At 73.5% G+C, this 12,968-nt stretch carries 9 protein-coding genes; 1 reads left to right on the top strand and 8 read right to left on the bottom strand.

The window, feature by feature from the left end:
• Positions 1-24: 24 nt before the first annotated feature.
• Positions 25-912 (bottom strand): phosphodiesterase, encoded by an 888-nt coding sequence (locus tag ACWFNE_RS04135; RefSeq protein ID WP_452121202.1) that lies wholly within the window; start codon positions 910-912, stop codon positions 25-27.
• Positions 913-1,091: 179 nt separating this feature from the next.
• Positions 1,092-2,672, bottom strand: a complete 1,581-nt coding sequence (locus ACWFNE_RS04130) for a stealth conserved region 3 domain-containing protein (protein ID WP_452121201.1) — start codon at positions 2,670-2,672, stop codon at positions 1,092-1,094.
• A gap of 239 nt (positions 2,673-2,911) precedes the next feature.
• On the opposite strand from ACWFNE_RS04130, the gene ACWFNE_RS04125 reads away from it, so the two are divergent.
• Entirely contained in the window at positions 2,912-3,802 is an 891-nt protein-coding gene (locus tag ACWFNE_RS04125) for a DUF72 domain-containing protein (RefSeq protein ID WP_452121200.1), read from the top strand.
• Positions 3,803-3,909: 107 nt separating this feature from the next.
• On the opposite strand, the gene glf is transcribed toward ACWFNE_RS04125, so the two are convergent.
• The 6 genes from glf to ACWFNE_RS04095 all read right to left on the bottom strand — a co-directional run bounded on the left by glf (position 3,910) and on the right by ACWFNE_RS04095 (position 12,966).
• Positions 3,910-5,100: a UDP-galactopyranose mutase gene (gene glf, locus ACWFNE_RS04120; RefSeq protein ID WP_452121199.1), complete on the bottom strand. Its 1,191-nt coding sequence runs from the start codon at positions 5,098-5,100 to the stop codon at positions 3,910-3,912.
• Positions 5,097-5,414 (bottom strand): hypothetical protein, encoded by a 318-nt coding sequence (locus tag ACWFNE_RS04115; protein ID WP_452121198.1) that lies wholly within the window; start codon positions 5,412-5,414, stop codon positions 5,097-5,099. The genes glf and ACWFNE_RS04115 overlap by 4 nt, the downstream gene beginning before the upstream one ends.
• The gene (locus ACWFNE_RS04110; RefSeq protein WP_452121197.1) at positions 5,411-7,966 is read right to left on the bottom strand and encodes a family 1 glycosylhydrolase; all 2,556 of its coding nucleotides are present in this window, start codon (positions 7,964-7,966) and stop codon (positions 5,411-5,413) included. Before ACWFNE_RS04110 ends, ACWFNE_RS04115 begins: the two co-directional genes overlap by 4 nt.
• Before the next feature lie 199 nt (positions 7,967-8,165).
• Positions 8,166-10,082 (bottom strand): sugar-binding domain-containing protein, encoded by a 1,917-nt coding sequence (locus ACWFNE_RS04105; protein ID WP_452121196.1) that lies wholly within the window; start codon positions 10,080-10,082, stop codon positions 8,166-8,168.
• 162 nt (positions 10,083-10,244) lie between these two features.
• Entirely contained in the window at positions 10,245-11,630 is a 1,386-nt protein-coding gene (locus tag ACWFNE_RS04100; RefSeq protein ID WP_452121195.1) for a glycoside hydrolase family 68 protein, read from the bottom strand.
• A gap of 385 nt (positions 11,631-12,015) precedes the next feature.
• Positions 12,016-12,966, bottom strand: a complete 951-nt coding sequence (locus ACWFNE_RS04095; protein WP_452121194.1) for an aldose epimerase family protein — start codon at positions 12,964-12,966, stop codon at positions 12,016-12,018.
• Positions 12,967-12,968: the final 2 nt, after the last annotated feature.

Here is a 12,968-nt window from a genome sequence, read left to right as displayed (position 1 = left end):
GTCGCCCACCGGCCCCGTCGCGGGTCAGCGCGCGCGGACGAGCTCGCGCTGCGTCGGCACCACAGCGGGCGCCGCGCCGGTGACCGTGGACCGGCCGACCGTGACGTGCTCGCCGATCGGCACGACCGAGTGCATGACCGTCTCGTCGTAGACGTGCACCAGGTTGTACGCCTGGGCGCCGTCCCGGCCGCGCGTCCCGCGGTCGGGCGTCCGCAGGTCCTGGGTGTAGCAGGTGGCCGACGCGACCGAGACCGGGATCCCCGCGAACGTCGCCGAGGTCGAGTAGTGCAGGTGGCCGGCGAGGATGCCGCGGACGTCGGTCCCGCGCAGCACGTCGGCGAAGGGCTCCTGGTCGCGCAGCTCGACCGCGACCGCGAGGTCCTGCAGGCACGGGACCGGCGGGTGGTGCATGAGGAGCAGCGTGCCCTCGGGTGCCGGCTCGGCGAGCACGTCCCGGAGCCACGCCAGCTGCACGGGCGTGACCTCGCCGTGGTGGAAGCCGGGCACGGAGGAGTCGAGCACGACGACGCGCAGGCCGCCGAGGTGCAGCACGTGGTCGTACGGCGCGTCGGACGGGGCCTCGTCGGTCAGCTCCCGGCGCAGCGTCGCCCGGTCGTCGTGGTTGCCCATGGCCCACACGACACGGGCGCCCATCCGGCGGGCGGCGGGCTCGACGACCTCGCGCAGGCTGCGGTACGCCTCGGCGTCACCGACGTCCGCGAGGTCGCCGGTGAACAGGAGCGCCTCGGGCGCCGCGCCGGAGTGCTCGAGGCCCGCGAGGAGGTCCGCGAGGTGCGCACGCGAGTCCGCGACGCCGTACAGCAGCGGGTCGCGCGGCGAGACGAAGTGGGTGTCGCTGAAGTGGGCGATGACGTGCCGGGCCTGGGGGCGGCCCGCCTGCTTCGAGATCATGACGCTTCTTCTCACCGGGGACGACGGTCGGACGGTCAGCTCCATCCGACCGTTCCAGCATGAACGATGGTCGAACGGGCGGCACCCGGGGTGAGGCGCGCCGCTGTCCATCCCGATCGGTCACCCGCCGGAGGTCCTGAGGCGCCGGCACCGGGCCGGCGGGCGTCTCAGGACCGGCGTCAGGCGTCGGGGTGCTCCCACGGCGCGACGACCGGGAAGTACCGGTCGAGGAAGTCGCGGACCGCGCGAGCCCGGACGTCCTCGTCGATCTCCGGGAAGCTCCCGTCGTTGAGGCAGAACATGTCCGTCGAGCGCCGCGCGAGCAGCGACTGCATCGCCTCGAGACCCGCACGTGACGTCGTGTCGACGTACTTCGTGCGGGCCGTGGTCTGCACCGCGCGCCCGCTCATCAGCGCGTAGTAGTGGTAGAGCGAGTTGGTCACGGAGATGTCCGTCGCGGAGCGGAACCGGCTCGCGGCGGTCGCGGCGAACTGGTCGGCGAACTCCCGCTCCATCTCGTCGAGCACGCTGCGCCGCAGCGGTGCCGCGGAGTGCTCGAGGTGCCGGGTCGTGAGCCGCCCGAACCGCTCGAGCAGCAGCGTGCGGTTGACGCGCGCCGCGTTCTCGAAGCCGCTGCGGCGGGCGTCGTTGCCGCCCAGGCCGATGCGCGTCGTCGCCTCGACGAACTTCGTGACGCCGCCGGGGGAGAAGAACACGTCCGGGGTGATCGGCCGGCCGAAGAACATGTCGTCGTTCGAGTACAGGAAGTGCTCGGCGAGCCCCGGGATGTGGTGCAGCTGGGCCTCGACCGCGTGCGAGTTGTGGGTCGGGAGCACCGAGGGGTCCACGAAGAACTCCTCGCTGCGCACGAACGTCACACCCGGGTGGTCCGCGAGCCACGCCGGCTTCGGGGAGTCCGTCGCGACGAAGATCCGCCGGACCCACGGCGCGAACATGTGCACCGAGCGCAGCGCGTAGCGCAGCTCGTCGACGTGCCGGTAGCGCGCCGGGGCGTCGTCGCCCTCGCCGACCACGTAGCTCTTCATGCGGGCCGCGCGAGCCTTCTGGAACGCCGTCGACGTCCCGTCGACCCACGAGAACACCATGTCGATCTCGAACGGCAGGTCCGACGCGTGGTCGGTGAACATGTGCTCGATGGTCGACCACGTGCGTCCGTAGCGCTCGACCGTGCCGCGCGTGACCTCGTCGACGTGCACGGTCCGGCGCGTGAGCGAGTTCTCGACGGGCAGCACGACCTCGTCGGGACCGTGCTGCCACAGCTCGACCTGCACGGCCTGGTCCGCGCCGTACCGCAGCCCGCCGACGGGTTCGATGCGCGGCCGGAACAGCCGCAGCACCCGGGCCTTCGGTGTCGCGTGCAGCCCACCGGTCGCCACGAGGCGCGCCTTCGGCTTCGTCGCGTCGGCGGCCCGCACGTAGAACGGCTCGTCGGCGCACGCCCGGGTGAGCGCGTCGCGCAGCGCGGACCGGTCCGCCCAGTCGACCGCGACGACGGGGCGCGCACCGTTGCCGCGCACGAGGAGGTGGTCGACGCCCGCGGCCGAGAGGACCTCGCGCACGAACAGCAGGTCCGCGACCGTCGCCTCGTGCGGGGTGAGCGTGCGGTTCTCGAGCGTGTACCTGCCCTTGACGAGCAGGACGTCGTCGCGTCGGAGCAGGTGCGCTCCCGGTCCGGGGGCCGGGGCGAGCGACGTGCTCGTGGTCGGAGGGGCAACGTAGGCGGCGAGGTCCGCAGGCAAGGTGGTGATGGCGGTTCCCAGGTGGTCGACGGTGGGACGGCGCCGGGTGCACCTCGCGCGGAGGACGCGCAGAGCGTGCTGCAGCGTCGTCGGGGGGCAGTGGGCAGAGCGTACGCCGTCCGGGCGACCCGGGCGAGAGATCTGCCCCGCAGCTGCGGGTGACGGCGCACCACCACGCGCCCGCCGGTCGCGGCACGCACGCCGGGTGGATCCGGCCGGGCGCTCCTAGAGTCGCAGGCATGACCGGGTCGGGGCGAGTGCGGATCGGTATCTCCGGCTGGCGGTACGCGCCGTGGCGCGGCGAGTTCTACCCGCCGGGGCTGCCGCAGCGCCGCGAGCTCGAGTGGGCCTCCCGGCGTCTCGGCTCCATCGAGATCAACGGCTCGTTCTACTCGCTGCAGCGCCCCGACAGCTACCGGGCCTGGCGTGCGGACACGCCCGACGGCTTCGTCTTCTCGGTCAAGGGCCCGCGCTTCGTGACGCACCTGAAGAAGCTCGCGGGCGTCGAGACCGCCGTCGCCAACTTCTTCGCGTCCGGGGTGCTCGCGCTCGGCGACCGGACCGGGCCCGTCCTGTGGCAGCTGCCGCCGAACCTCGGGTTCGACGCCGACCGGCTCGCCCGGTTCTTCGACCTGCTGCCGCGCTCCACGGCTGCGGCGGCCGTGCTCGCGGCAGGTCACGACGACAAGGTGCCCGAGGGGAGGGCGCTGACCACCGTCGACGAGGACCGGCCGTTGCGGCACGTCCTCGAGGTGCGGCACGCGACGTACCTCGACCCGGCGTTCCCCGAGCTGCTGCGTGCGCACGACATCGGCCTCGTCGTCGCGGACACCGCAGGGACGTGGCCGCACCTCGAGGACCTCACGAGCGACGACGTGTACGTGCGGCTGCACGGCGACAGCGAGCTGTACGTGTCGGGGTACGACGACGCCGCCCTCGACGCGTGGGCGGCCAAGGTCCGGGCCTGGTCCGCGGGCACGCCGCCCCCGGACGGCCCGCGCCTGACTCCGCCGGCGCCGGACCGCCCGCGCGACGTCTACGTGTACTTCGACAACGACGTGAAGGTCCGCGCGCCGTTCGACGCCATGGCGCTCGCCGCCCGGCTCGCGGTCACGCCGCCGCTCTCCTGACGCGGTGTGGCGCGCACCGCCCCGGTGTGGCGCGCACCGCCCCGGCGGGTCGCGGCGCGAGCGGACCCGGTGCGTCGCGCAGCACGGCGCACCGGGTCCTCCGCCCCTCAGCCCGTCGTGAGCCGCGCCGCGAGCCGGTTGTCGAACAGGGACATCGCCGACGCGATCGCCATGTGCATGTCGAGGTACTGGTACGTGCCCAGCCGCCCCCCGAAGAACACGTCGCGCTCGGCCGCCGCGCGCTCGCGGTAGCGCGCGAGCACCTCACGGTCGCGTGCCGTGCTGATCGGGTAGTACGGCTCGTCGCCCGGCTCCGCGGTCCGGGAGTACTCGTGGACGACCACGGTCCTGTCCTTCGGGTAGTCGCGCTCGGGGTGGAAGTGCCGGAACTCGTGGATCCGGGTCCACGGCACGTCGGAGTCCGCGTAGTTCATGACGGGCGTCCCCTGGAAGTCGCCGATGGGCAGCACCGCCTGCTGGAAGTCGAGCGTGCGCCACCCGAGCCGGCCCTCGGCGTTCCCGAAGTACGCGTCGAGCGGCCCGGTGTAGACGACCGGCACGCCGGCGGGGACGAGCCCGCGGACGTCGAGGTGGTCGACCTCGAGGACCACCTCGACGAGCGGGTGGTCGGCGAGGCGCTCGAGCCACGCCGCGTACCCGTCGACGGGCAGGCCCTCGTACGTGTCGTCGAAGTAGCGGTTGTCGAACGTGTACCGGACGGGCAGCCGGCTGATGATCTCGGCGGGCAGCTCGCGCGGGTCGGTCTGCCACTGCTTCTCGGTGTAGCCGCGCACGAACGCCTCGTACAGCGGGCGCCCGATCAGCGAGATCGCCTTGTCCTCGAGGTTGCCGACGTGCGCGGGGTCGACCTCGGCGGCGTGCTCGCGCACGAGCGCCCGGGCCTCCGCGGGCGAGAGGTGCTGCCCGACGAACTGGCAGATCGTCCCGAGGTTGATCGGCATCGGGAACGTCTGGCCCTTGCTCACCGTGAACACGCGGTGCTGGTACGCGGTGAAGTCCGTGAACCGGCGGACGTAGTCCCACACCCGCTGGTTCGACGTGTGGAACAGGTGCGCGCCGTAGCGGTGCACCTCGATGCCGGTCTCGGGCTCGGTCTCGGACCACGCGTTGCCGCCGAGGTGGGTGCGTCGCTCGAGCACGACGACCCGCTTGCCGAGCTCGTTCGCGGCGCGCTCGGCGACGGTGAGGCCGTAGAACCCGGAGCCGACGACGACGAGGTCGGCGGTCGCGAGCCGGTCGGTGAGGCCTGCGGTGCCGGTCGGGTGGGTGGTCGTCACTGGTCCAGCTCCTTCGTCGTCGGGCACGGTGCCGGGACCCGGCACGCCGGGCAGAGGTCCGGGTCGGTCGCGGCGTGCGGGCTGTGCAGCTGCCGGACCCGGGACAGGCGGGCGAGGAGCGGGGCGCGGACGAACGGCGTCGCGGAGGTGACGGCCGCGTCGGCGAGCACCGGGACGGCGGTGCCGGTCAGGCGGACCGGTCCCAGGCCGGCGTCCTGCAGGCCGGCCGACGCGGCGCCGACCGCGTACCGGTGGGCCTCCTCGAGGTCACGGGCGAGCGGGGTGCGCCGCACCTGGGCCTGCCACGCGGTCATGCCGTCTCCTCCGCCTGGGCGCCGGAGCCCGTGGACCGGGCCGCGTCGAGCAGGCCCGCCATGGACGTCGCGATGTGGTCCCACTCCTGCCGGGCCTGCAGCGGCCTCGCACGGCGGTCGCGCGCGCGGGGGTCGTCGAGCAGCACCTGCCGGCACGCCGCGGCGAGCTGCTGGCCGTCGTCCGCGAGGCAGACCACGTCGGCGTAGTCGGCGACCACGTCGGGCACCGCGGTCGACACGACGGGCAGCCCGGCCGCGAGGTACTCGAGCGTCTTGGTGGGGCTGATCGAGCGGGTCGCCTCGTTGAGCGCGAACGGCATGAGCGCGACGTCGAAGCCGGCCATGACCGCGGGCAGCTCGTCGTACCGGGCCATGCCGGGGTACTCGATGTTCGGTCGCCGCGGCAGGTCGGCCGGGTCGATCTTCGCGACGGGACCGACGACCCGGATCGTCCAGTCCGGCAGGTGCTGCGCGAGCTCGTCGAGGAGGTCGAGGTCCAGCCGCTCGTCGACGACCCCGACGTACCCCGCGACGGGGCGCTCGTGCTCGGTGCGCAGCAGCCGGCTCTGCGCGTAGTGCTCCGTCTCGACGCCGCTGCGGAACAGGTGCACGCCGGTCGTGCGCTGCCTGCGGACGGACCGGTCGAGCGACGGCCCGCCGGTGAAGACGACGTCGGCCTCCGCCAGCAGCCGGCGCTGGCGCAGGACGAGGCCCTCGGGCGCGTCCTTGAACGACGCGAGGTCGTCCATGACGTCGTACACGAGCCGTCCGGGCTCGAGGCGCTGAGCGAGCTCGATCGCCATCGGGGTGTAGACCCACACGTCGGGCGGCAGCGGCCGGTCCCCGAGCGCCTCGGCGAGGAGCTCGCCGTAGCAGTCCGCCGCGGGGTCCTCGAACCCGCGGTCCACGGGGTGGGCCTCGGACCGGGCGGCAGGGCTCTGCGCCACGGGCAGGACCAGCCAGAGGCGGGTGATGCCGTCGACCTCCTCCGTCGCGAGGCGCGGGGTGTCGACGTCCGCGACGACGGGCTCCTCCACGACGTACGTGCGGGCCCCGCCCTCGGCCCGCTGCCGCGCGAGCCGCGACACGATGTGCTGCGGCCGCTGCCAGACCCACGGCCACCGGAGGTGGGAGAGCACCACGAGGTCGGGCTGCGTCGGGCCGGTGGTGGCGGGTACCGCGGACGACGGCAACGTGGTCATGGTGTGCTCCCGGGTGTCGAGGTCGTGGTCGGACGGGTCGGAGAGGTCGGGGGAGCCGGTGCGGCTCGGGGGGAGGTCGGCGCTCAGCGCCGGCACGGTCTGCTCAGGGGTGGGCTCACGCCACGGCCAGTGCGCCAGCGCGGGCAGGAGACCCTGGAGCTGGTCGTCGCACGGCGGCTGGAAGCGCACCGCGGGGAGGTCCGCGACCGGGGTGCCGGCGGCGGCGCGCTCCCAGGCGTCGGTGAACTCCGTGCGCCGCCGGGTGCCGTCCGGTGCGAGCGACACGACGCCGACGGGGTCGACGCGGCCGGCGGCCCGGGCGAGCAGCGAGTCCCAGTCGGCGGAGTCGACCTGCGGGAACCAGCAGTACCCGTGCAGCGGGACGCCGCGGGACAGCGCGAGCTCGTACTGCTCGAGCGTGTACCGCATCCACGTCGTGCGGTCCGACGGGAGGCCGCGCACGTTGGTCTCCGTCAGCATGAGCGGCAGGCCGTAGCGGTCCGCGTACTGCTGGACGACCTCGGCGAGGCCCACCGGGTGCGGCGACGGCGCGTGACCGCCGTGCTCGTCGTAGAACCACTCCGAGTGGCCGTAGTAGTCGAGCCCGAGCACGTCCACGCGCAGCGGGCGCAGGGTGAGGAGCGCGTCCCCGCCGTCCGCCACGAGCTGGCGCAGGAAGGGGCGGCCGAGGTCGAGGTCGTGGCCGAGGGCGAGGTCGAGCACCACGTGCCGCCGGTCGTTCGCCAGCCCGGCGTACGCGCTGCCCGGGCCGGTCCCGACGTGGTGCTCGGCGGTGTCCACCCAGACGTGGTGCGCCTCGGGGAGCAGGGTGCGCCAGACCGCCGCCGCCTCGGACAGCGCCGGCAGCACCGACAGCAGCAGGCGCCGGAAGCCCGGGACGCCGTGGTCGTACGGCGGCCAGAGCGCCTGGTGCCCGGACAGGAACAGCGTCGCGAAAGGCTCGTTGAACAGCGTGTACGCGCGTAGCCACGGGTAGCGCTCGGCGACGGCGCTCGCGTAGCGCACGAGCGCGGGTCCGAACCGCGGGTCCCGGAACCCGTCGGTCAGCCAGTCCGGGTAGGACGTGTGGTGCACGAGGTCGACGACGGGGACGGCGCCGCGCTCGCGCAGCGTCCCGAGCACGCGGTCGGTCTCGGCCCAGTCGTGCACCCCGGGCTCGGCCTCGATGCGGTGCCACCGGAGCGGGTACCGCAGGTGCCGCACGCCGGCCGCGAGGAGCTGGTCGAGGTCCTCGTCGTACCGGGCGACGTGCCCGGTCACCTCGAGCGCGTCGACCCCCGAGGCCGGGTGGTAGGTGCTCTCGAAGCCTCCGACGAACGTGCGGCCCACGTCGGGGAGGGGGTGGAGAGGATGCGGGTGGTCCGGGCGCACAGTGCCTCCGAGGTCGGGGACGCGTCCTCGCGTCCCGTGCATCGGGCTGTGTACCCAACCGTTCTGCCAGACAACCTAAGCCGGAAGTGCGGGTTCGGCGCGTCGAGTGTCCTCGGGGAGACGGGCAAGTGTCCAGGTCAGGGGCCTGCGGCGGTGGTCAGTGCGGGTCCGGTTCCGTCGCGGCGCCCGCGATCCGGAAGTCTGGCGCAGGCTCGCGCGGGCCGCCCGGGGGGTAGTCGCCGTAGGAGAACTCGTCGACCGCGTCCCCCGGGACGGCAGCCGAGACACGGGTCGTGATGCGCCGGATCTGCTCGACGGGTGCCTTCGGGACGCGCTCCGCGGTCAGGAGCCCGTTGCGCTCCTGCTGGGTGTCGGTGAGCTGCGTCCAGCAGAAGCCGACGACGGCGGCGCTGTCGAGCAGTGCGTGCACGAGGTCCTGGTACCCGGCGAGCAGCTGGTCGCTGCTGCGCACCGAGCCGTACCCGCTCCACCCGGCGCGCTGGTCGGGGTCGAAGGAGATGCCGCCGAACTCGCTGATGAGCACGGGCCGGTCCTCGCGCGACGCGCCCGCGAGCAGCACGACGCGGTACGCCGGCTGGGTGCGCGCCAGGGTGTGCTCGAGCCGGTCCCAGTCGGCGTACCGGTCGCGCAGGACCTGCCCGCGCGAGGCGTAGTCGTGCACCGTGACGATGTCGGTCACGGGTTGCTCCCAGCCGTCGTTGCCGATCACGAGGCGGTCGCCGTCGAGCGACTTCGTCAGGTGGTAGAGCGCCCGCACGAGGTTCTGCTGCTCGGCCGAGCGCTCGAGCGCGGGCACGCCCCAGCTCTCGTTCACGGGGACCCAGGCGATGATGCACGGGTGGCTCGCGTCGCGGTCGAGCACCTCGAGCCACTCGCGCGTGAGCCGCTGGATGGTCGTGACCGAGAACTCGTACGCCGCGGGCATCTCGGCCCACACGAGCAGGCCCAGGCGGTCGCACCAGGCCAGGAACCGCGGGTCCTCGACCTTCTGGTGCAGCCGGACGCCGTTGAAGCCGAGGTCCTTGACGAGCTGCACCTCGCGCCGCAGGGCGTCGTCGTCCGGGGCGGCGAGGTGCGACTCGGGCCAGAACCCCTGCGCGAGGACGAGCCGCAGGTAGTACGGGCGCCCGTTGAGCAGCAGGCGGTCGCGCGACGCGGAGATGCTGCGGACCGCGGTGTAGCTGCCCACGACGTCGAGCACCTCGTCGCCGTCCAGCAGCACGAGCGTCGCGTCGATGAGGTTGGGGTGCTCGGGCGACCAGAGCAGGTCCGAGCTCCCGAGACTCATGTCGTGCTCCGCGAGCGTGATGCGGCGCTGGACCTGGCCGCGGTCCACCGAGTAGACGTCGTCCGCGAGCACGCGGTCGCCCTGCCGCAGCACGACGCGCAGCCGCGCACCCTCGCGTCCGTCGGTCCGCACGCGCACGTCCATGTCGACGCCGCGCCCGTCCGCGTCGGGCTTCCAGCGCAGCGCGCGGATCCGGGCCGCCGGGACCTGCTCGAGCCACACGGTCTGCCAGATCCCGGACGTGCGGTCGTACCAGATGGCGTGCGACTCGGGCTGCCAGTCCTGCTTGCCGCGCGGCTGGCGCAGGTCGCCCGGCAGGTCCTCGGCCCGGACCACGACGACCTGCTCGCCCTCGGGCACCAGCGCGGAGGTGATGTCCGCGGTGAAGGGCGTGTTGCCACCCTCGTGGTAGGCGACGGACTGGCCGTTGACCCACACGTGCGCGCGGTAGTCCACGGCGCCGAAGTGCAGGAGCAGCCGGTGGCCCTCCCGTGCCTGCGCGGTGAGCGTGCGCCGGTACCAGACGACCGGGTGGAACCCCGTGTCGCCGATGCCGCTCGCGGGCGACTCGAACGGGAACGGGACCTGGATCTGCCGGTCGAAGTGCACGGGGTCGCCCTCGTGCCAGCCGTCGTGCATGCCGACCGTGCGGTCGTCGAACGCGAACCCCCACGGCCCGCTGAGGTCCTCCCAGCCGGGTCGGGTCAGCTGGGGGCGGGGGTGCTGCACGTCGGTCGGGACGGTCGGCGCGGGTCCGTGAGCCATGCGCTTCATCGTGTCCCAGCAGCGCGCGGTCGGCACGCGGGCGCGCGGACCGTCCCGCGGAGGGACGCGCCGCAGCCGCGCGTCGCCCTCGCACCGGGACGGAACCCCCCGGTCGTCGACCGGGGGGTTCCGTGTGCGGGTGCTGCGGTCAGGAGGGACGGGTCACCAGAGCCCGCCCGCGTCGCGCAGTGCCGGGATGTAGCCGTAGGGGAGGACCCCCGTGAGCTCGGTGTGCGTGCCCTCGACGTCGAGCTGGAGCGTCGGGGCGAGCGTGCCGCCGTAGATGTCGGGGCCGCCGCCGTCGCGCGGGATCGTGTCGATGAAGCTCTCGACGAGGAAGTTCGGCATCACGAAGTGCGAGTAGTTCTGCAGCGGTGCGTCGGCCGGGTTGCCGAGCACGAGGCCGCTCTCGTTGAGCGGGCGGTAGTTGCTGCGCAGGCCGGGGCCGACGAAGCCGTAGAGGCCGTCGGGGCCGGTCAGCCCCGGGGCGAACGTGAACTGGTGGCTGATCGTCCACAGGTAGTAGTCGCCGTCGTTCACGACGAGGTGCGGGCGCTCGGTCTGCTGGTTGGTGCACTCGGCCGACAGCAGCGGCGGCAGGAGCTCCCAGCTCGACGCCCAGCTGTCACCGTCACCGGTCGACCGCATGAGCCCGATGTTGCCCGTGTACAGGTTCGACCTGGGTGGGACCACGTGCCCGGCGGGCACTCGTCCGATCTCCTTGCGGTCGCACGTGTGGCTGCCCGCAGGCCCGGGGTTGTTGCCCTCGAACAGGATGTAGAGCTGGTGGTCGGTGGGGTCGCGGAACACGAACGGGTCGCGGAACGCGTAGATGATCGCGTCGGGCACGGCCTGCGACTGCTCCATGGTCTGGTACAGGTAGCCGTCGGCCTCGGCGATGATCTCGTGGTCCTCGAAGCCGGTGAACCACACGCCCTCGTCGTCCGCGTGGATGCGGCCCTGCGCGTGCGCGAGGCGCTGCAGCGCGTCGGTCGGGTCGATCTCCGTGGGGTTGTCGATGCCGGACGCGGTGTAGAACGCGTCGACCGTGCCGTCGTCGTCGACGACCGTCGAGCCCGCCCACTCGCGCGAGCCACGGGACGAGCCGGCGGGGAACAGGTCGCCGCCGTAGGTCCAGGTCTGCGCGTCGTCGGAGTAGAAGTACCCGATCTTCGCCTGCCAGTGCCGGTCACCGAAGAAGATGTCCCGCGGCGCGGTCAGCGCGAAGATGACGTTCCAGCCGCCGTAGGAGACGGGGTTCATGTCGAGGTCGCTCAGCGGCCAGGTGTCCCAGATCCACACCTGGTCGGTGATGATCGGGAACTCCTGGGGTATGCGCGGGGTGGTGTTCGACGGGTTCGACGCGATCTTGAGCGCCTGTGCCCGCGTCCAGTTCGCGGTGTAGGGCGCTGCCGGGTCGTAGACGGCATCGATGGTGGCGCCGCCGGAGGGCCGTGGCCTGTCGAGCGCGCCTGCGGGTAGCTGCGCGGTCAGGACGAGTGCACCCGCGAGCGCCCCGTAGAGGGCGCGCCGGATCGTGCGGTTCATGTGGTCTCCCGTGGGAAAGGACCGTGGCGGCGCGCGCAGGGGCACGGGCTGCTGCCCGCGCGGGTGTGCGTGCCGTGACGATCGCGCCGGCCGACGACGGTGTCGGCAGGCATGATGCGGATGGTCGGCGCCGGACGTCTCGGCGCGGTGGAGGCGCGGTGTCCTCGTCCCCCTGTCAGGCGGTCGCGAGCGACCGGATGTGACCCACCTAACACCGGACCCGAAGGCTCGACAAGGGTGCGGAGGGACTCTCATCGAGTTCTCATGAACCAGCGTCCGGGCGCCTCGCGGACGTCGGGCGCGCGCCCCGCGGCTGACCTGCACGCCTGTCCTGGACCGGCGACCCGGTGTGCCGCGCGCGGTCACCAGGCCCGGTCGCGAGCTCCTAGCGGGGGCCCGGCACCAGCTCGACGGTGAACCCGAAGGACCGCCGCTCGCCCGGCTCGAGGCGGACCGCCGCGGCCTGGTCGGGCCGGTTGAACGCGTCGGTCATGACCTCGACCGGCTCGACCGCGAGCGACGCGCGCCGGTCGCGCGCGAGCGTGTCGCCCGTGAACACGTGCACGAGCCCGCGGTCCTGCCGGACGAGGAGGCGTGCACCCGTCGCGGGGTCGTGCACGGCGGCGGGGAGCGCGGGGTCGAGCCCGTCGAACGCCGCGTCGAGCACGGCGTCGCCCAGCGGGTGCCACGACGGCGCGCCGACCTGCGCGAACGCGTCCGGGCCGGGCAGCGGGAGGAGCGCGGCGTCGGTCCGCACCGCGACCGACGCCGGGAGGTCCAGGTCGAGGCCGTCGACCCCCGCCGTGCCGGGCAGCCGGAAGTACGGGTGCCAGCCGCTCGCGTACGGCGCCGCGACGTCCCCCACGTTGTGCCCGGTGATCTCGACGGTGAGCGTGCGCGGACCGAGCGTGTACGTCACCTCGACGACCACCGGGAACGGGTAGCCGACGGCGGGGGAGTCGGCGAGCGCCGTGCAGCGCAGCCGCAGCGAGGCGTGCGACTCGTCACCGGCCTGCGCGACGTCGGTGCGCTCGACGACCGTGAACGGCAGGGTCCGGACGAGCCCGTGGTAGACGACGCGGTCCGTGGCGCCCGGCGCGAGGTCGTGCTCGACGCCGTCGAACGTGTAGCGCGCGTCCGCGACCCGGTTGCAGAACGGCGCCATGATCCCGTTCCGGACCCCGTTCTGCGCCGCGAGCTCCGCGTCGTCGCGGTAGCCGTCGAGCAGGTCCCACGGCGCGCCGTGGTGCGGGACGAGCCACCGCAACGGCGTCGCGCCGAGCAGGGCGACGTGCAGCTCCGCGTCTCCCGCGTGCAGGACCTCGGTCGCGCTCATGC

The organism is Cellulomonas sp. NPDC055163, from assembly GCF_053607065.1.
Note: the sequence above shows the minus strand (reverse complement) of the source record. Positions and strands in the feature narration are given on the sequence as shown.

Excerpts from the sequence above, each read along its gene's own strand:
- ACWFNE_RS04135 (WP_452121202.1), bottom strand. The coding sequence starts at position 912 with ATGATCTCGAAGCAGGCGGGCCGCCCCCAGGCCCGGCACGTCATCGCC.
- ACWFNE_RS04125 (WP_452121200.1), top strand. The coding sequence starts at position 2,912 with ATGACCGGGTCGGGGCGAGTGCGGATCGGTATCTCCGGCTGGCGGTAC.
- ACWFNE_RS04115 (WP_452121198.1), bottom strand. The coding sequence starts at position 5,414 with ATGACCGCGTGGCAGGCCCAGGTGCGGCGCACCCCGCTCGCCCGTGAC.
- ACWFNE_RS04105 (WP_452121196.1), bottom strand. The coding sequence starts at position 10,082 with ATGGCTCACGGACCCGCGCCGACCGTCCCGACCGACGTGCAGCACCCC.
- ACWFNE_RS04100 (WP_452121195.1), bottom strand. The coding sequence starts at position 11,630 with ATGAACCGCACGATCCGGCGCGCCCTCTACGGGGCGCTCGCGGGTGCA.
- ACWFNE_RS04095 (WP_452121194.1), bottom strand. The coding sequence starts at position 12,966 with ATGAGCGCGACCGAGGTCCTGCACGCGGGAGACGCGGAGCTGCACGTC.